At 65.1% G+C, this 20286-nt stretch carries 17 protein-coding genes and 1 tRNA gene; 9 read left to right on the top strand and 9 right to left on the bottom strand.

From position 1 onward, the window contains the following. Positions 1–8: 8 nt before the first annotated feature. Positions 9–911 (bottom strand): DMT family transporter, encoded by a 903-nt coding sequence (locus CYD53_RS29975; protein WP_181011922.1) that lies wholly within the window; start codon positions 909–911, stop codon positions 9–11. A gap of 10 nt (positions 912–921) precedes the next feature. Next, positions 922–2535 (bottom strand): D-alanyl-D-alanine carboxypeptidase family protein, encoded by a 1614-nt coding sequence (locus tag CYD53_RS17750; RefSeq protein ID WP_181011921.1) that lies wholly within the window; start codon positions 2533–2535, stop codon positions 922–924. Positions 2536–2722: 187 nt separating this feature from the next. Between CYD53_RS17750 and CYD53_RS17745 the strand changes: the two genes are divergently transcribed. The 3 genes from CYD53_RS17745 to CYD53_RS17735 all read left to right on the top strand — a co-directional run bounded on the left by CYD53_RS17745 (position 2723) and on the right by CYD53_RS17735 (position 6288). Continuing rightward, positions 2723–3628 (top strand): DMT family transporter, encoded by a 906-nt coding sequence (locus tag CYD53_RS17745; protein WP_103719407.1) that lies wholly within the window; start codon positions 2723–2725, stop codon positions 3626–3628. Between the two features lie 271 nt (positions 3629–3899). Next, the gene (locus CYD53_RS17740; RefSeq protein ID WP_103719406.1) at positions 3900–5069 is read left to right on the top strand and encodes an acetyl-CoA acetyltransferase; all 1170 of its coding nucleotides are present in this window, start codon (positions 3900–3902) and stop codon (positions 5067–5069) included. Positions 5070–5094: 25 nt separating this feature from the next. Beyond that, entirely contained in the window at positions 5095–6288 is a 1194-nt protein-coding gene (locus CYD53_RS17735) for an MFS transporter (protein ID WP_103719405.1), read from the top strand. 33 nt (positions 6289–6321) lie between these two features. Here the strand turns inward: CYD53_RS17735 and CYD53_RS17730 are convergent, their stop codons facing one another. After that, positions 6322–6594 (bottom strand): BolA family protein, encoded by a 273-nt coding sequence (locus CYD53_RS17730; protein ID WP_425428314.1) that lies wholly within the window; start codon positions 6592–6594, stop codon positions 6322–6324. A gap of 97 nt (positions 6595–6691) precedes the next feature. Between CYD53_RS17730 and CYD53_RS17725 the strand changes: the two genes are divergently transcribed. Further along, positions 6692–7306 carry a J domain-containing protein gene (locus CYD53_RS17725; protein ID WP_103719403.1) on the top strand — a complete coding sequence of 205 codons (615 nt, stop codon included), beginning with the start codon at positions 6692–6694 and terminating at the stop codon, positions 7304–7306. A gap of 139 nt (positions 7307–7445) precedes the next feature. Here CYD53_RS17725 and CYD53_RS17720 read toward each other — a convergent pair whose 3' ends face one another. From CYD53_RS17720 to CYD53_RS17700, 5 genes are all read right to left on the bottom strand, one after another. After that, the gene (locus CYD53_RS17720; protein WP_103719402.1) at positions 7446–9455 is read right to left on the bottom strand and encodes a protein meaA; all 2010 of its coding nucleotides are present in this window, start codon (positions 9453–9455) and stop codon (positions 7446–7448) included. 343 nt (positions 9456–9798) lie between these two features. Continuing rightward, positions 9799–10716, bottom strand: coding sequence for a cell wall hydrolase (locus tag CYD53_RS17715; protein WP_245928297.1), 918 nt, complete (start codon positions 10714–10716; stop codon positions 9799–9801). A gap of 437 nt (positions 10717–11153) precedes the next feature. Beyond that, positions 11154–11633 carry a DUF1178 family protein gene (locus CYD53_RS17710; protein ID WP_103719400.1) on the bottom strand — a complete coding sequence of 160 codons (480 nt, stop codon included), beginning with the start codon at positions 11631–11633 and terminating at the stop codon, positions 11154–11156. Between the two features lie 136 nt (positions 11634–11769). Then, positions 11770–12027, bottom strand: coding sequence for a glutaredoxin 3 (gene grxC / locus CYD53_RS17705; RefSeq protein WP_103719399.1), 258 nt, complete (start codon positions 12025–12027; stop codon positions 11770–11772). A gap of 311 nt (positions 12028–12338) precedes the next feature. After that, positions 12339–13100 (bottom strand): ComF family protein, encoded by a 762-nt coding sequence (locus CYD53_RS17700; protein ID WP_103719398.1) that lies wholly within the window; start codon positions 13098–13100, stop codon positions 12339–12341. A gap of 288 nt (positions 13101–13388) precedes the next feature. On the opposite strand from CYD53_RS17700, the gene CYD53_RS17695 reads away from it, so the two are divergent. Both CYD53_RS17695 and CYD53_RS17690 read left to right on the top strand, forming a co-directional pair. After that, the gene (locus CYD53_RS17695) at positions 13389–14498 is read left to right on the top strand and encodes an alkene reductase (RefSeq protein WP_103719397.1); all 1110 of its coding nucleotides are present in this window, start codon (positions 13389–13391) and stop codon (positions 14496–14498) included. Between the two features lie 137 nt (positions 14499–14635). After that, a tRNA-Glu gene (locus CYD53_RS17690) sits at positions 14636–14710 on the top strand. A 146-nt stretch (positions 14711–14856) separates the two neighbouring features. Here the strand turns inward: CYD53_RS17690 and CYD53_RS17685 are convergent. Beyond that, on the bottom strand, positions 14857–16116 hold the full coding sequence (locus CYD53_RS17685) for a deoxyguanosinetriphosphate triphosphohydrolase family protein (protein ID WP_103719396.1): 1260 nt from the start codon (positions 16114–16116) through the stop codon (positions 14857–14859). A 1126-nt stretch (positions 16117–17242) separates the two neighbouring features. Between CYD53_RS17685 and CYD53_RS17680 the strand changes: the two genes are divergently transcribed. The 3 genes from CYD53_RS17680 to CYD53_RS17665 all read left to right on the top strand — a co-directional run bounded on the left by CYD53_RS17680 (position 17243) and on the right by CYD53_RS17665 (position 20082). Further along, a complete protein-coding gene (locus CYD53_RS17680; protein WP_103719395.1) occupies positions 17243–18988 on the top strand; it encodes an SIR2 family protein in 1746 nt (581 codons plus the stop codon). Positions 18989–19422: 434 nt separating this feature from the next. Continuing rightward, positions 19423–19644 carry a hypothetical protein gene (locus tag CYD53_RS17670; RefSeq protein ID WP_103719393.1) on the top strand — a complete coding sequence of 74 codons (222 nt, stop codon included), beginning with the start codon at positions 19423–19425 and terminating at the stop codon, positions 19642–19644. 222 nt (positions 19645–19866) lie between these two features. Further along, positions 19867–20082, top strand: coding sequence for a hypothetical protein (locus tag CYD53_RS17665; protein ID WP_146055946.1), 216 nt, complete (start codon positions 19867–19869; stop codon positions 20080–20082). Positions 20083–20286 lie beyond the last annotated feature (204 nt).

Here is a 20286-nt window from a genome sequence, read left to right as displayed (position 1 = left end):
TTCTGGCTTCAGGCCGGCGCCAGGAGGCGTCGCTTTTGTTCTAGTATTACATTAGCCATGATCGCCGCCACGACAAGGGCGCCGCCGGCATATTGCAAGGCGCCGAGGCGCTCGCCGAGCATGAGGGAGGCGACCGCGACGGCAAAGACCGGCTCGGCGCAGAAGGCAAGGCCGGCATTTCCGGGTGCGACACGCATCAGGGCCAGGACCTGGAGCAGGAAGCCGATCAGGTAGCCGCCGATCGTCACCGCGATCGCGCCGGGCGCCAGCGCCAGCGCGCCGGGCGGCAGGAATCCGCCCATCAGGACAAGGATGCCGGCGGCGATCGGCAGGATCATCAGATGTGACCAGAACAGCCTGGGTAGCAGCGGGGTCGTGGGGCTGGCGTTGGCAGCGAAGAACTGCGTCGCGGCGAGCACGCTTGCCGCCAGTGCGAGCATGAGCCCGCGCGGGTCGAGGCCGTGCAGGTCCGGCCCAACCACCATCGCGACCCCGGCAAAGGCGAGCAACGCCACCGCAAGCCGGTCCGGGCTGAAGCGGGCCGAGGTGAGCAGGGGCTCGGCCAGGATGATCAGGATCGGGAAGGTGTAGAAGACGACGGCGGCGACGCTGACCGGGACGAAGGCGACCGAGGAGAGATAGGCGCAGCCGACCCCGGCGCTGGCGAAGCCGAACAGGGCCAGGGCCCGGCGCTCGCCGCGTGGCACGAAGAGCGAGGCGCGCCAGAGCAGGGCGGCCAGGCTGGCGAGCGCCAGCATCAGGAAGACGCGGTAGAACACCAGCAAGGGCCCGCTGAGGCCGGCTTGCCCCGCGATCTGGGCGCTGACGATATTGGTGCCGTACGCGGCCGCCGAGCCGAGGGCAAAGAGGAACCCGTGCTGCCTGGCGGCGCGGTCGCGATCGGCGGTCAAGGCATCCGGCTCAGGCGTCGTCGTTGGGCTTGGACTTGGGCGCAGGCGTGGCCTTGGTCTTCGCCGGCGGCCTGGCGGGCTGGAGCTTGGCTGCGGTCGGGCCGGGCTTGGCCTTCTCCGCCGCGCTCTTGGAATCAGTCTTGCTGTCGCTTTTGGATTTGGCGAGCAGGGGCTTGGCCGGCGGGCGGGCTGCGGGCTTGATGCCGGCAGCCGCACCGGGGCGCAGGCTCGCGGCCGTCGCCTTGCCCGGCTGCACGGCGCCCTGGAGCTTGAGAGGTCCGGCCTCGAAGGCATCGGCCGACGGTTGCGCCGCGCCACCCGTCGGCGCGAAGGCGGTGGTCGCGCCCGGAATGCCGCCATTGCCGGAGGCCGTGCGCGGCCGTGAGTCGCTGAACAGGCCCGGCGTGCCGCCGCCGAACAGGCTGGCGGTGACAGGCTTGTCGGGCGCGATCACCGGTGCCGCGCCGCGCGCGAACTGGCTGTCGGCCCGGCCCGTGGCATTGGCCGCAAGCGGGGCGGAAGCCGAGCCTGCCGTGCGGCCGAAGGCGACGGGAACGGGCGTGGTCTCGGCGCGCGGACCCAGCACGATGCGGCCCGACGGCGCGCGCGACAGCATGGCCCCGGTCGCGCGCGGCTGCGGGCTCATGGCCACGAAGCGGTCGCCGGCGCCATCGGCATTGCCGCCGACCCCGCCCGCCGTCGTCAGGGCCGAGATCGACCCGGACACATCGACGTCGTCGGCGAGCGCAGCCCCGCCGCCCTTGCGGCGGACATCGTCGCAGATATTGGGGGCGCGGGTGCCGCTGGCGGGAAGGGAGGCGACGTCGTAGCCGAGGCCGCCCCATTTGCCGAAGCCTTCATCCAGCAGCTGGGCGGCCTTTACGGTGCGCTCGGCGCCCGAGAGCGCGCCCAGCACGACTGCGATCAAGGTGCGACCGCCGCGCGTCGCGGTTGCGACCACATTGAAGCCCGAGGCGCAGACGAAGCCGGTCTTCATGCCGTTGATGCCGGAATAGCGGCCGACGAGTCCGTTGGTGTTGTTCAGCACCTGCTTGCCGAGCTGGACCGAGGCCGTGTTCCAGTAGTCGGCGTAATCCGGGAATTCGCGCATCAGCGCCATGGCGAGAATGGCGAGATCGCGCGCGCTGACCTGCTGGTCGGGGTGGTGCCAGCCATTGGGATTGACGAAATGGGTGTCGCGCATGCCCAGCCGCGCGGCTTCCGCATTCATCATGCCGACAAAGGTCTCGACATTGCCGCCGACGCCCTCGGCGATGACATAGGCGATGTCGTTGGCCGACTTGACCAGCATGATGCGCAAGGCGTTGTCGAGCGTGATCTCCTGCCCGGCCTTGATATAGACCTTGACGCGCGGTTGGCTGGCCGCAAGCTTCGAGACCGGGATCGCGGTCTCCAGGCCGAGCCGACGCTCGCGCACCGCCTTCAGGGCGAGATAGGTCGTCATCATCTTCGTCGTCGAAGCCGGGTGCCAGGCCTGGCTCGGATTCTCGGCGGAGAGAACCGCGCCGCTCGAGGCGTCGATCACGAGGCTGGTGCCAGCCGCGGCGGGGCCGGCGAGAACAAGGCCAAAGGCGAGGACGGCGGCAAGGCGGGATGAGATCATCGTGCGGTCTTGAACCTGTGGGGACGCGGAGACGGAAGCTGGCGGGTTCAACGCGACGCGTGCGGCATTTTCGAGACGGCGGACGTTTTTGTCCGCCCGCAGACGCATACCTACCCGGAGCGGAGCGATTTGCCTAGTCGCGGCCTGGGGTCCAAAAGGCCTCTGCCCTTGTGATGGATTACGCCGCGTGAGCCTCGCCCTTCTCTGGATTCCCGCGACGATCGCGGCCTCGCTCCTGCAGACCGCGCGCAACCTGACGCAGCGCTCGCTGACCGACATCATCGGCGTGGTCGGCGCAACGCAGGTGCGCTTCCTGTTCGGCCTGCCCTTTGCGCTCTTGTTCCTGGCCCTGGTCTGCCTCGTCACGGCGCGTTTGCCGCCGGCGATCGACGGCAAGGTGCTTGCCTTCGCGCTCGGCGGCGCGCTGGCGCAGATCGCCGCGACCGCGCTGATGCTGGCGGCGATGCGCACGCATTCCTTCGCCGTGACCACCGCCTACACCAAGACAGAGCCGGTGCAGGTCGCGATCTTCGGGGCGCTGCTGCTGGGCGATCCGCTCGGCTGGGGAAAATTCGCGGCGATCATCGTCGCGACGATCGGCGTCATCGTCGTGTCCTGGAAGCCCGGCCAGAAACTGACGGCTGCCGGCATGCGCCCGGCCGTGCTCGGCATCGGGTCGGGAGCCTTCTTCGCACTGTCGGCGATCGGCTTCCGCGGCGCGATCCAGGCCTTGCCGGAAGGTGGCTTCTTCATCCGCGCCACGACGATCCTGGCGCTTGGCCTGACGCTCCAGACCGTGCTGCTGACGGTCTACATGCTAGCCGCGAACCGCCCGGCCCTGGTCATGAGCCTGCGCAACTGGCGCCGCTCGCTCTCGGCGGGCTTCCTGGGCGCTGCCGCCTCGCAATGCTGGTTCCTCGGCTTCTCGCTGACCAGCGCCGCGAATGTGCGCACGCTCGCGCTGATCGAGGTGCCTCTGGCGCAGATCGCCTCGCGCCGCATCTTCGCGGAAGGCACGAGCCGGCGCGAGCTGGTGGGAATGGCGCTGATCGTTCTCGGCGTCGGCGCGTTGCTGCTGCTGGCGATTTCCTAAGGCGCTGCCGCAGCCGGTTTCGATCGGCAATGAGACGGGAAAACCCGCGGCTGGAGCAGTTTCCGATCCAATTGGATCGGAAACTGCTCCAGCTCTTTATTTTGACGCGTTTTCTTCACGCGAACCGGTGCCCACTTCGCTCGAAAACCCGTCTGAAGGTCCGCATCGTGGCCCCTCTTTCCGCGCACGGTAGAAATGCGCTTCTGCCGGCTTGCAGGGTGCGCTTGCGAAGCGCAATTAGACTGAAAAGCTGGTTTTCAGGGAGAACGTCATGAGCGCTGCGATCGTCGGCTGGGCCCACACGCCGTTCGGCAAGCAGGATGCCGAGACCATCGAAAGCCTGATCGTGCGGGTCGCCACCGATGCGCTGGTCGATGCCGGGATCACGGCCGACCAGGTCGATGAGATCGTGCTCGGGCACTACAATGCCGGCTTCTCCGCACAGGACTTCACCGCCTCGCTCGTGCTGCAGGCCGATCCGGCGCTGCGCTTCAAGCCGACCACCCGAGTCGAGAACGCCTGCGCCACCGGTTCTGCCGCCGTGCATCAGGGCGCGCGCGCGATCAAGGCGGGCGATGCCAAGATCGTGCTCGTCGTCGGCGTCGAGCAGATGACCAAGACGCCCTCCGCCGATATCGGCAGGTTCCTGCTCAAGGCCTCCTATCTCAAGGAGGAGGGCGAGACGACCGGCGGCTTCGCCGGCGTCTTCGGCCAGATCGCGGCCGCTTATTTCCAGCGCCATGGCGACCAGTCGGACGCGCTGGCGATGATCGCCGCCAAGAATCACAGGAACGGCGTCGACAACCCCTATGCGCAGATGCGCAAGGATTTGGGCTATGCCTTCTGCCGCGAGGAGAGCGAGAAGAACCCCTACGTTGCCGGCCCGCTGAAGCGCACGGACTGCTCGCTGGTTTCCGACGGCGCGGCAGCCATCGTGCTGGCCGATACGGAAACCGCGATGGGCATGCGCCGCGCCGTCGGCTTCCGCGGCATGGCCCATGTCCAGGACTTCCTGCCGCTGTCGCGGCGCGACATCCTGAAATTCGAAGGCTGCACCCTGGCCTGGAAGCAGGCGCTGGAGCAGGCCGGCGTCACGCTCGACGATCTCTCCTTCGTCGAGACGCATGACTGCTTCACCATCGCCGAGCTCATCGAATATGAGGCGATGGGCCTGACCCGGGAAGGCGACGGCGCGCGCGCGATCAAGGAAGGCTGGACCCAGAAGGACGGCAAGCTGCCGGTCAACGTCTCCGGCGGCCTCAAGGCCAAGGGCCATCCGATCGGCGCGACCGGCGTCTCCATGCATGTGCTGAGCGCGATGCAGCTCGTCGGCGAGGCGCCGGAGGGCATGCAGGTGCAGGACGCCAGGCTCGGCGGCATCTTCAACATGGGCGGGGCGGCGGTCGCCAACTACGTCTCGGTGCTCGAGCGGATCAAGTGATTCAGCCGATGCGCCGGTTCGCCCTGTGACCGTCTTCTTCGCGCTGCTGCCGGCCTATTTCCTCTCGATCTTCTACCGGTCGTTCCTCAGCGTCATCGCCAACCCGGTGATGGCGGATCTGGGGATAGGGCCGCGCGAGCTCGGTTTTCTCGGCGCGGCCTGGTTCATCGCCTTCGCCGTCTCGCAATTCCCGATCGGCTGGGCTCTCGACCGGCTCGGGCCGCGGCGAACGGTTTCGGTCGCGATGGCGGTCGGTTCGGTCGGCGCCTTTCTCTTCGCCATGGCGAGCAATGCCCTGGCGGGGACGTTTGCCATGGCGCTGATCGGCATCGGCTGTGCGCCGATCTTCATGGCCTCGCTGTTCCTGTTCGCACGAACGGCGGAGCCGGCGCGCTTCGCCTTCCTGACCTCGGTGCTGATCGGCCTCGGCTCGCTCGGCAATATCCTCGCGGCCGGGCCGCTGGCGCTGGCTTCGGCGCATTATGGCTGGCGGTCGGCGATGCTGGCGATGGCGGCATGCTTCCTGGTCGCGACGCTGCTGGCCGCCGTTCTGCTGCGCGATCCGCCACGGGCCGAAAGCGCTTCCGGCAAGGCTGAAGGCCTGGTCGAGGGGCTCGCCAGCATCCTGCGATTGCGGCCGCTCTGGCTGCTCGCGCCGATCACCTTGGTCGGCTACGCCATCGTGGCGACGGCGCGCGGCTTGTGGATCGCTCCCTTCATGGGCGACGTCCATGGCCTCGACGCCATCACCGCCGGCAATGCCGCGACCGCGATGGCGCTTGCGATGGTCGGCGGCGCTTTCCTTTATGGCGGGCTCGAGAAATTTGTCGGCCGGGTCAAGCCGCTGGTGCTCTGGGGCACGGTCGCGACGGCGGTCGCCTTCGCCTTGCTGGCGCTGAGGGGAGGCTCCTCGGCGGCGCTGGCCGTGGTGCTGTTCTCGGTGATCGGAGCCGTCGGCTTCACCTATGCGGTGCTGATGGCGCATGCGCGCATCTTCTTCCCGGCCCATCTGCTCGGGCGCGGCATGACGGCGGTGAACTTCCTGTTCATCTCGGGCGCTGCTCTGCTCCAGTCCGGCTCGGGCTGGTTCATCGCGACGCAGCGCGCCTCAGGTTTCGATGCGGCCGCGACCTTCGCCAACCTGCATTGGGGTTTTGCGGCGTTGCTGCTGGGAGCGGCGGTGATCTATGCGTTCACACCGGAGCGGGCGGAGGGGTAAGGGTCTTGGACCCGCGTTGCGCCGTGAGCGGGCTCAGCTCTCTCCGGGACCGCGCGCCACGATCGCCAGCGCATGCACGCCATCCGCCAGTTCCTGCGCCAGCGCGGCGTTGACCATGCGGTGACGCTCCAATCGGCTCTTGCCGGAAAAGGCTTCCGATACGATATCAACCCTGAAATGCGTCTCGCCGCCTTCGCGCCAACCCCCATGGCCCTGATGCTGGTGCGACTCATCGATCACCTTCAAGCGCTGCGGCGACAAGGCGCTTTCCAGCTTCTTGGTAATCCGTTCAGCCATTGCGGTCATGATCGCGACATTCTTCCGGTCGTCATAGGGGGGATCGGCTGGTGCATGTTGCGCCGCACTTGCCGGTTCCGATTGCGCGTCTCATAACCATTCGAGCATGAACTTCAACTCACGCCTTTTCGACCGTATCAGGATCGGCCCTTCCGAGGCGGAAGCGGTCGAGGAATCCGATGCGCCCCGCTGCGACCATGCCGGCTGTGCCCGGCTGGGCGAATTCCGCGCGCCGCAGGGGCGTGGCCGCGAGGGCAAGTTCTTCCTGTTCTGCATGGAGCATGTGAAGGCCTACAACGCGACCTATAATTATTTCGCCGGCATGGACGACGCGGCGCTGGCCGCCTACGCCAAGCAGGAGGAGATCGGCCATCGGCCGACCTGGAAGCTCGGCGTCAACTCCAAGGCGGCGCGGATGGCGCAGCGCGGGCGCGTGGCGGGTGGTGGAGAGGCCGACGTACAGGACGGCTTCAACATCTTCGGCTCCCGCCGCACCCAGGAGGCGGCCAATCCGGAGCCGCGCGTCGGCGTCGTTGCCCGCAAGGCGCTCGAAGCTCTCAATCTCGACATCACGGCCGATTCCGCAGCGATCAAGGCGCGCTACAAGGAACTGGTGAAGCGCTTCCATCCTGACGCCAATGGCGGCGACCGCTCGCGCGAAGGCACGCTCCAGGAGATCCTGAAGGCCTATCAGCAGCTGAAGAGCGTGGGGATGGTGTGACCTGTCATTCCGGGGCGGCCCGTAGGGCCGAACCCGGAACCCACGACAGGGTGCGGCCTTCTATACCCAGTCGATCGCGCTCACCCGGTCGTGGGTTCCGGGTTCTTCGCTGCGCGAAGCCCCGGAATGACGCTGCGGCTCAGCCTCGCCCCTTCGCCGCCAATCCCGCGACATCGGCGATAATGCCGTCGAGCGCGAAATCCTTCGGCGTGTAGACCGCGGCCACCCCCATATTGCGCAGGGCGTTCTCGTCGTCGGGCGGGATGATGCCGCCGACCACGACGGGCGTGGTCATGCCGGCGACGCGCAGGCGCGCGGTGACGTCACGCACCAGCGGCAGATGCGAGCCCGAGAGGATCGACAGGCCGATGATGTCGGCGTCGGTCTCCCGGGCCTGCGCCACGATCTCCTCGGGCGTCTGGCGGATGCCGCCATAGCTCACCGCCATGCCTGCGTCGCGGGCGCGCACGGAGATCTGCTCGGCGCCGTTGGAATGGCCGTCGAGCCCCGGCTTGCCGACAAGGAAGCGCGGCGGGCGGCCGAGCTTTTCGGTGGCGCGGGCGACCGCTGCCTTCACCGTGGCCAGGCCCGCATCGTCACCGAGCTTGGTCGTGTCCACGCCTGTGGGGGCGCGGTACTCGCCAAAGATCTCGCGCAGGGTCTGGGCCCATTCGCCGGTGGTGACGCCGGCCTTGGCGCAGGCGATCGAGGCCGGCATGACATTGCGCGTTTCCTTCGCCGCGGAGGCGAGCTCCGCCAGCGCGGCTTCCGCGGCCTTGGCATCGCGGACCGAGCGCCAGGCCTTGAGTCGGCCGACGGCTTCCAATTCGACCGAATCCGGCACGGTCACGACATTGCCTTCGCCGGCCGAGAGCGGGGAGGGCTCGCTATTGGTGAATTTGTTGACGCCGATGACGATCTGCTCGCCGCGCTCGATCGCCTCGATCCGGCGGGCGCCGTTCTCGACCAGCGCCTGCTTCATATAGCCGGTCTCGATCGCCGCCAGCGCACCGCCCATATCGGCGATCTTCGCCAGCTCCTCCAGCGCGGCGGCCTTGAGATCGGCGACCTTGGCGTCGATCACCGTGGAGCCGTCGAAGATGTCGCCGAATTCGAGCAGATCGGTCTCATAGGCCAGCACCTGCTGCATGCGCAGCGACCATTGCTGGTCGAAGGGGCGCGGCAATCCCAGCGCCTCGTTCCAGGCCGGGAGCTGGACGGCTCGGGCGCGCGCCTTCTTGGAGAGCGTCACCGCCAGCATCTCGATCAGGATGCGATAGACATTGTTCTCGGGCTGGGGCTCGGTCAGCCCCAGCGAATTGACCTGCACGCCATAACGGAAGCGGCGCATCGCCTCATCCGCGACGCCATAGCGGCCAAGCGTGATCTCGTCCCAGAGCTCGACGAAAGCCCGCATCTTGCAGAGCTCGGTGACGAAGCGCATGCCGGCATTGACGAAGAAGGAAATGCGCCCGACGACCTCGGGGAACTCCGCGGCCGAGACCTCCGGCCGGGCCCGGATCGAATCCAGCAGCGCGATCGCGGTCGCCAACGCGAAGGAGAGCTCCTGCACAGGCGAGGCGCCGGCTTCCTGCAGATGATAGGAGCAGACATTGGTCGGGTTCCATTTCGGCAATTCGCGAGCCGTGAACACGACGATGTCGGTGGTGAGCGCCATCGAGGGGCGCGGCGGGAAGACATAGGTGCCGCGCGAGAGGTATTCCTTGACGAGGTCGTTCTGGGTCGTGCCCTGCAGCGCGTTGCGCGGTGCGCCCTGCTCATCGGCCACCGCGATGTAGAGCGAGAGCAGCCAGGCCGCCGTCGCGTTGATCGTCATCGAGGTGTTCATCTGGGCGAGAGGGATATCGGCGAAGAGAGCCCGCATGTCGCCGAGATGGCTCACGGGCACGCCGACCTTGCCGACCTCGCCGCGCGCCAGCACATGGTCGGGATCGTAGCCGGTCTGCGTCGGCAGGTCGAAGGCGACGGAGAGGCCGGTCTGCCCCTTGGCGAGGTTGTTGCGATAGAGCCTGTTGGATTCCGAGGCATCGGAATGGCCCGCATAGGTGCGGAAGATCCAAGGCTTGTCGCGGGGCGTGGGCTTGTCGCGCTGCGCCGTCTGCTGGCCGTCGGGCTTGGTCGCGGTCATGGCGTTTCCCCGTATTGCAGAGCAATCTGAATGTTGCACTGCGGCGAAGATAGCGCCAGAGCCGCGGCGATGTCCCCCTCGACGTTAGGCTGACGAAAACGCGGCGCGAGCGCGCCCGGTTCTCATGGACACGCGGAATCTCCCGGTGTCCCAAGATCCGCGCCGGCCGGATGTCGAGCGCTTGGACATCGTTTGGAAACTCCAGCCCTCATCCTGAGGAGCTGCGAAGCAGCGTCTCGAAGGATGCTCCAGATGGTTCCCGAGCCTCCTGGAGCATCCTTCGAGACCCGCTCCTACGGAGCGCTCCTCAGGATGAGGGCTGTAGGAATTCCCAAACGAGCGCTTATCGCGGCGAAAGGCTGCCCCTGATCTCGGTGGATGACGGGAAAAGCGCCGCCAGGCGCCGGTCGACCTTGGGCGGAGCAACGAAAGCGCGCTTGACCTTGGGCAGATCGAGATCGAGCGGCCGGTCCGGCGGCAGCCGCACATTCCTGACCAGCATCACCGCGGGGGTGTCGAGCGCGAGCGTCTTGGGCGCGGGCGTCTCGAAGGCAGGCGTCTGGGGCGCGAAGGCCAGCGGTGCAGATGCGAAGGAGGCGGAGGCGACGGGCGAGACCGCTGCAACAGGCGCCGGCGCGGCGGCTTCCGCCACCTGGAATGCCGGCTCCTCGATGCGCCGCCGCTCGGGCCGCTCGCCCTTCACATAGAAGGCGTTGCCGCCGGCGACCGTCATGTAGTGCATATTGGTGTAGCCGAAGCGCAGCCCGGCCGTGTGGAAATGCTTGGCCGGTCCGATCGTCTCGTTGCGGCGGCCGTTGAGGATGTCCTCGGCAATCGCCTCGATCTTCGGCAGGGTCTTCTCGGTCATCGGGCGCGTCAGGACGCCGGAAGCGAACTGGCGGGGCGCTCCGACGACGCCGCAGATCGTCTCGGGATATTTGGGGGCTTCGACCCGGTTCATCACGACCGTGCCGACGCTGAGCAGTCCCGCTTCGCTCGACCGGTTCGACTCGAAATACATCGCGCGAACCAGGCATTCCTTTTCCCGGGGGTCGGCCTTCGCCAGGGCGACGGCGCGCTTGCGCGCGGCGGTCGGCTCCTTCGTCGCCGGTGCGGAGACCGCGGCCGTCTGGACGGGCGAGACGCTGCACGCCCCCAGAGCCGGCGCCAGCAGCGACATCAGAAGCGGGATCGATCTACTGCCGCGGCGGGCAACTCCGTTGGAACGGAGACCATGGGCAGCGATCACGAGCCGCTTCATGCGGTAACCTCCTGGGTTCGGGATCCCGAATTGCCGTGTGCGGCGCGGCGGGATCGCGGGCAAGGAAACCCATAACCCTTAACAGAAAGTTAATCCGGAAAGGAAGGGCAGGAGCCGGAAAGGGAGCTCCGGCGGATGTTTCCGCCCGGCGACGCCTCGGGCAAGGCATTGTTCTATAAAGGAAAATAAGTAAGCGTCGGGCGACGGAATTTCGCCTGGGAGGCCACGAATGCCCCGTTGGAAAGGCGTGTCATTCCGGTCGAAGCGGAACGCCGAGCCGGATTCCAGGGCTGGTGCTTCGCCGAAAACGCCCCGGGCTTTGTGCGAAAGACAGCGTGCCGGTTCTTCACGCGAGCCATGCTCTGGGGGAGTGATTTAGCCTGGACCGCAGCGTGATGGCAGGCCTGCTGCGCGCGCTCCTGGCCATGAAGAGCGTTTCAATTCCCTGCGCGAGGCAGGCGGGGCAGGGGCATGAAGGCGACGCCCTCCTCCTGCAGCATCTTGGCGTCGTCGGGCGTGGCCTCGCCATAGATGGCGCGGCTGTCGCTCTCGCCGTGATGGATCTTGATCGCCTCCTCGGCGAAGCGCTTGCCGACATTCTCGGCGTTCTCGGCGACATGCTTGTGCAGGGCCACCAGCATCTCCCGGAAGGCGATCTCCTTCTCGCCCATCAGGGCGACAGGCGCCGGCACGGCCGGGACCAGCGCGGCTGCCTCCGCTCCGGTCTCGGCCGGAGCGGCCCGCTCGCGATCGGTGCGTGCGACATTGGGCGCCATGATCGCGCGCTCGACCTTGGCGCTGCCGCAGAAGGGGCAGGTCACCAGGCCGCGCCCGGCCTGCTCCTCGAAGCTCGCCGAGGTCGAGAACCAGCTCTCGAAATCGTGGGCGTTGTCGCAGATGAGGGCGTAGCGGATCATTTCAAATCAAGGTTCGGGGCCGCAGGACATCAATCCAACAGGTAAGTCCTGACGAAAGCTTTGCAAGGCAAAGGATTTCCCGAAAACGTGGCTCGGTGACCGCCCGAAGGATCCGGCCTTGCCGGCCGGAGGAGCCTCAGGCCGCCAGCAGCTTGTCGAGCTCGCCGCGCGAGTCGAGCGCGTGCAGGTCGTCGGAGCCGCCGACATGGGTGGCGCCGATGAAGATCTGCGGCACCGAGGTGCGTCCGCGCGCCTTGGCCGTCATCGCCTGGCGCAGCTCCGGCTTGCCGTCGACATCGATTTCCTCGAAGGCGACGCCCTTCTTGCTCAGCAGCGCCTTTGCCGACTGGCAATAGGGGCACCAGGAGGTGGTGTAGATCGTGACGGGAGGCATGGAGTGACCTTCGTGGATAATGCGCTGCGCTTTATTTAGTGCATCGGCCCGAAATGTGGAGTCCGGCTTTCGGAAGAAGCCGATGCAAAATCAAGGAGCTACGGCATCGGGCTGAATACGGTATTCGGTTCGATGCTGTAGCGCGCTCAGAGCCCGTTTGGAAACTTCGCGAGCCCTCATCCTGAGGAGCCATTCCCCTGGGAATGGCGTCTCGAAGGATGCTCCAGGAGGCTCCCGAACCATCTGGAGCATCCTTCGAGACGCTGCTTCGCAGCTCCTCAGGATGAGGGCTGGGGTTTCCAAACGGGCTCTCAGGCATCCGTCACCACCCGGGCGAAGGTCAGCACGTCGACCTGGGCAGCACCGGCGCGCAGCAGGGCGCGGGCCGAGGCGTTGGCGGTCGAGCCTGTGGTCAGCACGTCGTCGATCAGCAGGATGCGCCGCCCCTCGATCCGCGGTCGCGCCGCGAGCGGAACCTTGAACGCGCCCTGCAGATTGTCGCTGCGCTGCGCCCGCGTCAGCCCGACCTGCTGCTTCGTGCGCTTGACCCGCGCCAGCAGGCCAGGCGCGAGCGGGACCCGGCTCTGCCTGGCGACGACCTGGGCCAGCGCCGCGGCCTGGTTGAAGCGCCGGCTCCAGAGCCGGGTGCGATGCAGCGGCACCGGCACGATCATCTCGGCCTCCCACAGCAATTCGCGCCCGGCCTGCGTCATCATCCGGCCCAGTGTCAGCGCCAGTTCGAGCCGGTCGTCATATTTCAGCCTGTGCACCAGTTCGCGCGCAGCGCCCTCGAACCGGCAGACCGCGCGCGCCCTGCGGAAGACCGGTGGATCGGCGATCGCGGCCGGCGAGAGCAGGCCCGCGCCGAGATCGACCGCAAAGGGCGTGCCGAGCCGCTCGCAGAAGGGGCGCTCGATGAAGCCGATGCCGGCCCAGCAGGCGGGGCAGAGCGCCTGCGCCTCCCCGGTCGCGGCATGGCAGGCGATGCAGCTCGGCGGATAGACGATGCCGAGCGCGGCGTTGAGCCCGGCGCGCAGCGCATGGCGGCCTCCAGCGAGAAGGCGGGTGTGCAATCCCGGTCTCCCCGAGGCGGGCTCGGCAGTATCGATCGTCTCCAATCAGGCCTCCGCGGAGGGCATCCTTTCGGGCATGGCCGAGGCGCTCCCCACGCCCCTGCCATTCCATTGTGTCATGCCTATCTGAGCCTTGTCGAATGCCGATGCCGCCGGGCGCAGACGCGCTGCCGGGCGTTCGCTGGCTTTTGTCTGAACGCGTTTTCCTCGCGCGAACCGGTGTCCACTTCGCCCGAAAACGCTCTTGTCAATCATGCGGCGCCAGCCGCGATCCTGAGGATCACTCCCATGAGCCAATCCAGCTCTGCCAAGCCTGCCCTGTTCACGCCGTTTCGCCTCGGCGATATCGAACTCAGGAACCGCGTCGTCATGGCGCCGTTGACGCGCAATCGCGCGACGCGCGGCAATGACGCCCCCAATGCCCTGAATGTCGAATATTACCGCCAGCGCGCCGGCGCCGGGCTGATCATCACCGAGGGCACGCAGGTGTCGCAGCAGGGCCAGGGCTATGTCTGGACGCCGGGCCTCTACAGCGACGCGCAGATCGCCGGCTGGAAGGCCGTGACCGACGCCGTCCATGCGGAGGGCGGCAAGATCATCGCCCAGCTCTGGCATGTCGGCCGCGTCAGCCATGTCTCGCTGCAGCCGGGCGGCCAGGCCCCGGTCAGCCCGTCGCCGATCACCGCCAAGACCAAGACCTATATCGAAAGCGGTTTTGCCGAGGTCTCGCCCCCGCGCGAACTGGCGCTGGCGGAAATCCCCGCGATCATCGGCGAGTTCGTCACCGCCGCCGAGAACGCCAAGGCCGCCGGCTTCGACGGCGTCGAACTGCATGGCGCCCATGGCTATCTGATCGACCAGTTCCTGCGCGACGATTCCAACAAGCGCAGCGATGCCTATGGCGGCTCGATCGAGAACCGCGTGCGTTTCGCGCTCGAGGTTGTCGCCGCTGTGTCGAAGGTGTTCGGCAAGGGCCGCGTCGGCATCCGCATCTCGCCGGTGAGCCCGGCCAATGATGCGCGCGATTCCGATCCGCAGGCGCCGTTCACCCATCTGGTGACGAAGCTCAGCGAGCAGGGCATCGCCTTCATCCATGTCGTCGAGGGCGCGACGCGCGAGGCGCGCGACTATCTGCCCTTCGACTATGGCGCGCTACGCCGTGCCTTCAAGGGCGCCTATATCGCCAATAACGGCTTCAACCGCGAGCTCGCCATCGAGACGGTCGATAAGGGCGAGGCCGACGCCATCGCCTTCGGCCGGCTCTTCATCGCCAATCCCGACCTGGTCGCACGATTGGAGCGCAACGCCCCGCTGAACGAGCCGGATGTCGCGACCTTCTATGGCGGCGATGCCAAGGGCTATACCGACTATCCCGCCCTGGCCGACAAGGCGGCCTGAGCCGCCGGGCTTCGCGGCTTCTAATGTGGTGCTGCGGCGACGGCCTTCGGCTGTCGCCGCGAATTCCTTGCGGGCTTTGCGCAAAAAGCTGTTGCAGAGCGGCCGCAGCCCGATTACACAGCAGCCCTTGCCGCGCTGCTCCCATCGTCTAGCGGTTAGGACGTCGCCCTCTCACGGCGAAAACTGGGGTTCGATTCCCCATGGGAGCGCCATTTTTATTCAACTAGATCAACGGTTTAGCGCGTCGACCCGAGTGGGGCGTGTAATATCCGTGTAATAAGACCTCTATGAACGTTGGTGGATGGTCGCGCCAGGCAGCGCGCGCCTCATGCTTTTCCGGCCGAATCGGATGGCAGGGCTAGCGCACAATTGGATCGAGCACCGATCCACTGGCAACTCCCCGGAGCCTCGCGTGCAAAGCAACGGCCTCGCCTTCCGTTAGGCTTGCGATACAATCCGATACGATACGCGCAGGAGTCGAGTCGAATTCATAAAGATAGCTTAGGCGTTGCGGCAAGTAATTTGGAGGGGACCCGCTCTTCGTATCGCTAAGTAAATCTTCGAACAGCTCTCGAATTATCCGTTCTTGGCCCTTCTGTTGAGCTGCTAGAGAAGGGTTGCTTATTATGTAGTCGCGGGTTATTTGCTTTAGGACTAGCACCTGATCTGACGCGTCCGGCTCAATGTGCAAGCATTTCCCCTCTGCGTCAGGCTCTCTCAGTTCGGCGGCCCTGATGTATCGTCCGATTAGACCGGAGGTTAGGTTGCGGAGTTCCTGCCTCTGATTTCGAGCGCCGACATAAGGCTCGTTTATTATGCTACCGAACGAGCCCTCGATAAAGTCATTGAGGCTGCGCATGGCTTCACGCAATCGGCCGGTCGCATCCGGCGGTGCGTCAAACCATTTTGCCGCTGCCCGCTGAATGATCTGGTCGCTCTGATCGCCCTTTGGTAAAATGCGGCGCCATGGGATTAATCCGCAGCGATGAAAATCCTCAAGGTCATGGACGGAATAAGCGATGTCGTCCGCCCAATCCATAAGATCGGCTTCTGGGGTCTTGGCGTTGTGATCCAACCCCTGCCGAGCGAATGCAAAGTCGTCAGCTTCGGCTCGATAAGCATTCCATTTGGTGCTGCGAGCAGGGATACTTTTGTCCCGCATCCACGGGTATTTCAGCGTCGCGGCCAACGTCGCTCTGGTCAAGTCGAGCCCGACACATTCCTCAAAACGGACGGCGAGTTTTGTTATAATTCGAAAGGTTTGCGCATTCCCCTCATAGCCATCAGGGTCGCCGGCCTGCTCAACAAGGTCGTTCAGCGCATACTCGCCCCTATGCCCAAAGGGTGGGTGTCCTAGGTCGTGTGCAAGGCACGCCGCTTCGACCACATCCGGGATAAATCCGATTGCAGCTGCGAGCTTTTGATTTGCTTTGTAGCATTTTTCGGCGAGGCGACGGCCGATCTGTGCGACCTTGAACGTGTGCTGTTGGCGAGTGTGAAACACATCGGCTTCACCGGCGCGCACGATTTGCGTTATTCCTGCAAGCCTACGGAAGGCGGAGGAATATAGAATGCGATCCGCATCCCGCTGAGCCGGGTTGCGCTGATCGTCGGCCATGACGGCATGACGACGACTGAGCCGATCTTTGTCGCTCAAAGCCAATTACGTTGATTGCGACTGTTAAGCTGCGGCCATCTCGCGTACAACATAAAGCCTCAGTTTAGGCCCGAGTTCTAAGCGGTTCGCGTTCAACGCACGTTGGATTGCTCGCTGCACGTCGTGAGCGGGATAACGCTCTTCGCTTGTGAAGTGCTTCAGCAAATCGAGCGCTGACATGCCATCGGCTTGATTGCTAACAACTGCAATAAGTTCGCTCTCGGTGGGCCGACCGTCTTGCGAGTGCGGTTGCACGTTGTGCTCCTGATGTGATTTGCGAATGTTCCGACTGCGTGCTCGGATTATCACCTGCAGTCACCGTGCCTCATTCAAATCCGGTTAGCAATTCCTATGCAGCGCTTGCTGCAAAAAATGCTGACGGTCATTAACGCTCCTTGCGAGTTAATGATCCGTGCAACGCCTTGCAGGTGTCTGCAAATAAGTTGTTGCACGATCAAGCTGCGCGTCAAAACGGCGCAGCCCTACGCACATTGTTTTGCGCTTAACGACGAGCGGGAGGGTTGAACCGCAATCGACGTGCCTCACTCGCCAACGAGAACAGCGCGTTCTCGGAAGCATCGCGGCATCCCAGGTCGTAGACAGCTTCGGGTCCTTGGCCACCAAGTGGTCGCCGAATGCCACCGCACGCCGCAGATCGTCCATGCCCTTGGGCTGCCGCTCGAAGAACCACCGGACCTCGACCAGCGGCCTCAATGCCGGCTTCGCCCTGGCTGATGGCGCTGGCCGCCGCGAAGGCGCGCGGCGCGAAGCTTGGTGGCCACCGGGGCTCAGTTCTATCGGAAGCCGCTCGAAAGCTGGGAATCGAAACCCGCGCGCTCGCCGCCAACGGTAGGGCGGCCGGCCTCGTTTCAGCGATCGACGCCGTGCGGGCAGACACCGGCGCATCATCGGCTGGTGCCATCGCGCGCGAGGTATCCAATCGCCGCGTGCCGACACCTTCAGCGGGTTCTTCGCCGCGCTTAATTCGATTGCGTTCCCAAGGATAGCGGCATTTGAATCATGCACGCACAGCGAGCGTAGGGAATCGTGATAGCCCTATTCGAAGTGTTCTTCGCAGGGTGCCACCATGATTGAGCTTCCGCCGTTCGATGCTCTTGCTCTCTCGCTCCATCATAGTCCCGGCGTTCACGCCATCCTTGTTGGCTCCGGCCTGTCACGGGCGGCCGGCATTCCCACCGGCTGGGAAATCACGCTCGACCTGATCCGCCGCTTAGCCGCCCTTGACGGCGCGACCGAGCGTGAAGGCTGGGCGACGTGGTACCGCGACAAGTATGGCAAAGAGCCAAGTTATTCGGAAATTCTGGACGCGCTTGCCTCAACGCAGGCTGAGCGGCGCGCCATCCTTCACGGCTATATCGAGCCGGCTGAAGGCGAAGAAGCGCGCAAGCCGACGAAAGCACACCACGCCATCGCCCAATTGGTCGTATCAGGTGCTGTGCGCCTGGTCATCACGACGAACTTCGACCGGCTGATAGAGAACGCACTTCGCGAAGCCGGCATTGAGCCTACCGTGATTGCCGGCGATGACGCCATCGCGGGTGCAACGCCGCTGGTCCATGCGAAATGCACCGTCATCAAGGTCCATGGCGACTATCTCGACGCCCGGATCAAGAACACCGATGCAGAGCTGGAGGGCTACTCGCCCGCCATGAATACGCTGCTGGATCAGGTCTTCGATAATTTCGGACTGCTATCGGTCGGCTGGTCTGGCGAGTGGGATACGGCATTGCGGTCAGCCATTCTTCGCGCTCCGTCCCGGCGATATCCCTTCTACTGGGCAGCGCGGGGCAAGGCGGGCGGGCTGGCGCAAGATCTTCTGGACCAGCGCGGCGGGCGGAGCTTTTCGATCACTGATGCCGACAGCTTTTTCGTGAAGCTCGCCGAAACGCTAGAGGCGCTAAATCAGGCATCCCGGCCGCACCCGCAGAGCGTCGAAATGGCCGTCGCCTTGGCAAAACGGTACTGCCGCGACGACAAGTTCGCCATGGAGTGGGCCGAGTTCCTGCATGCCGAAGTCGAGAAGGTGCGGCGCTATGTGACCGGCCCTGACTACCCCAACGACGGAAGGCCAGGCGAGCCACTGAACGATACCATGAACGCGATCGTCAGTGACCTCATGGCCAGGACGGAGATTATCCGGAGGGCAGTCTTGGTTTGCGGACGCTGGGGGACGACGGCCGCAAATCGAGCGGTAGTCCGGGCAATACAGGAGTTAAGTTCCGCCGGGGACGCCAGGAGCGGAACGGTACAGCTTTTGTCGTTGCGGGATTTTGGCGCGAGTATCTGCTTCTATTGGAACCTGGCTGGTCTGCTAGACCTAGGCGACTGGTCAATGGCCAAAGCGCTGTTGCACGCCGAGATCAAGGGAGGCCATTCAGTTGAGCCGATGTTCAATGCGCTTCCATTTGTATCATATGAGCACGTCGACTGGAAATTTCTGAAAGGCCTCGGCGATAAGATAGTTCCCATTAGTGAGTTTCTCTTCGACGCATTTAAACGCGAAGCTCGTGACATAGCCCTGATGATGGATAGATCTGACGAATTATTCGATGCAACGGAGTTCGCTGCTGCGCTTGAGTTCGCGAATTATCGCGCCCATGGCGGCGGAAGCTGGTTTTGGATGCCGGCCGGGCGGTTCATCTGGAAGAGGCGAGGCCAGTTCCTGAAAGATACTTTTGCAGAAATCGAACGCCGTGACGACAGTCATCCGGCTTTCAAGGCCGGATTGGTTGGTGGCAGCAAGGCCAAAGCGACGATCACGCTGAAGGCGGCGGGCGAGTTCGTGGAGAAGCATTTTAGCCGCTACCACTGATGGCAGGCTGACCAGGGTGGGACGGCTCGGCGCGCAGGCTCGCGAACCGAAGGGGACGGGCAAATGGTTGCAATCATCATGGCCGGGCTGACATGCATCACCGGATGCGTTTCCGCCTGGCTCTGGTTCGCCGCGAGCCGAGTGCAGATCATTCCGACATGGGCACAAGGCACTAGGCCGTTCGAGCCCGTAGATCAGCAGCAAGCCCAAGCCGGCTGGACGGTTGGCATACTCCAGGCTGCAGAGCGAGGAGCGCGGCTCAACGCGCGGGCCGCTCTGTGGTCCGGGATTACCGCGCTACTCTCAGCGCTCTCCGTCTTTGTCGGGAGCCTGACGGGCTGAGGCGCGCTATAGCGAGGCGTGTTGCCCACGCTCGCGGATGGTCGGGCGCCGGTGACCGTGCTACCGCGCCCCCTCAGCGATGGGGGACGGGAATGAGTTTGATAAAAGCATTTCAGATCGAAGTGACCTCGACCACTCAGACCTTGAAGCAGGTCTTCTTTGTCGAAGCGGACTCGGAAGACGCTGCGGTCCAGGCCCTGGCTGCCCATTCGGGCTTGCCGCCAGATCCGGTCTTCAAATTGCAGCGGCGCCTGAGCGATTCAGAACTTGATCTGCACCAGATCGGCCCTGGCACAATCAGTCAGTGGATTTAGGCTAGCTGCGGTGTGGGTGGATTAGGCTTGCCGCCGGCCAGAGCCGGCCGCGGCCTGCAGTGCCGAGCCAACAGCCCTGCTGACGCAGCCTCTGGTGCAGCCGACCCGTGGCCACCATCTACCGTCCGAGGGCGCCATCGCGTCCGTGGGCGGGTGTGTGCGATGTGTGAGGGACTCTCCGATTCTGAACTGCAACGGCTCGGGCAGTTGATCTATCTTGAGATGGCCAAGCAGCTCGGTCGCGATGCGCGCAGCATGATCGACGCCGATCACGATCTCCGCGCTGTTGTCGTCGATGGCTCTGTCGATCTGGTCAAGGTCGCGGCCGTGGTGGCCAAAAGGTGCTGTGTGAGCTTGCCTGACGCCGAGATCGTCGCGGACGAGGCGCCGGTTGCGAGCCCGCGCGAGCGTCGCTCAAGAGCAGCGGGAGCCGCGTGAGCACCGGCGATGGATCCCGGTGCCGTGCACCATCGCGCTGAGCCGCTCGTCCGGCCTGAGCCATCCGATCCAACGTCTCCCGGGGGAAGCGCCCGTTTCTCCTTTTCGATAGGGCTTGCCCTGTTCTCGAAGCCGGCAGTCGCCGTAGTCTCGCTTCCTGCTTTATCGCATCGTCTTCACGCGAACCGGTGCCCACTTCGCTCG

Source organism: Allobosea psychrotolerans, assembly GCF_002917105.1.
Taxonomy (GTDB): Bacteria; Pseudomonadota; Alphaproteobacteria; order Rhizobiales; family Beijerinckiaceae; genus Allobosea; species Allobosea psychrotolerans.
The sequence above is the reverse complement of the archived record's forward strand: the minus strand, read 5'-3'. Positions and strand labels throughout refer to the sequence as shown.

What these genes read in the sequence shown, in the direction of transcription:
- CYD53_RS17750 (WP_181011921.1), bottom strand. Translation starts at nt 2,535, where the DNA reads ATGATCTCATCCCGCCTTGCCGCCGTCCTCGCCTTTGGCCTTGTTCTC.
- CYD53_RS17740 (WP_103719406.1), top strand. Translation starts at nt 3,900, where the DNA reads ATGAGCGCTGCGATCGTCGGCTGGGCCCACACGCCGTTCGGCAAGCAG.
- CYD53_RS17730 (WP_425428314.1), bottom strand. Translation starts at nt 6,594, where the DNA reads ATGACCGCAATGGCTGAACGGATTACCAAGAAGCTGGAAAGCGCCTTG.
- CYD53_RS17725 (WP_103719403.1), top strand. Translation starts at nt 6,692, where the DNA reads ATGAACTTCAACTCACGCCTTTTCGACCGTATCAGGATCGGCCCTTCC.
- CYD53_RS17720 (WP_103719402.1), bottom strand. Translation starts at nt 9,455, where the DNA reads ATGACCGCGACCAAGCCCGACGGCCAGCAGACGGCGCAGCGCGACAAG.
- CYD53_RS17715 (WP_245928297.1), bottom strand. Translation starts at nt 10,716, where the DNA reads ATGAAGCGGCTCGTGATCGCTGCCCATGGTCTCCGTTCCAACGGAGTT.
- CYD53_RS17710 (WP_103719400.1), bottom strand. Translation starts at nt 11,633, where the DNA reads ATGATCCGCTACGCCCTCATCTGCGACAACGCCCACGATTTCGAGAGC.
- grxC (WP_103719399.1), bottom strand. Translation starts at nt 12,027, where the DNA reads ATGCCTCCCGTCACGATCTACACCACCTCCTGGTGCCCCTATTGCCAG.
- CYD53_RS17695 (WP_103719397.1), top strand. Translation starts at nt 13,389, where the DNA reads ATGAGCCAATCCAGCTCTGCCAAGCCTGCCCTGTTCACGCCGTTTCGC.
- CYD53_RS17685 (WP_103719396.1), bottom strand. Translation starts at nt 16,116, where the DNA reads ATGGCCGACGATCAGCGCAACCCGGCTCAGCGGGATGCGGATCGCATT.
- CYD53_RS17680 (WP_103719395.1), top strand. Translation starts at nt 17,243, where the DNA reads ATGATTGAGCTTCCGCCGTTCGATGCTCTTGCTCTCTCGCTCCATCAT.
- CYD53_RS17670 (WP_103719393.1), top strand. Translation starts at nt 19,423, where the DNA reads ATGAGTTTGATAAAAGCATTTCAGATCGAAGTGACCTCGACCACTCAG.
- CYD53_RS17665 (WP_146055946.1), top strand. Translation starts at nt 19,867, where the DNA reads ATGGCCAAGCAGCTCGGTCGCGATGCGCGCAGCATGATCGACGCCGAT.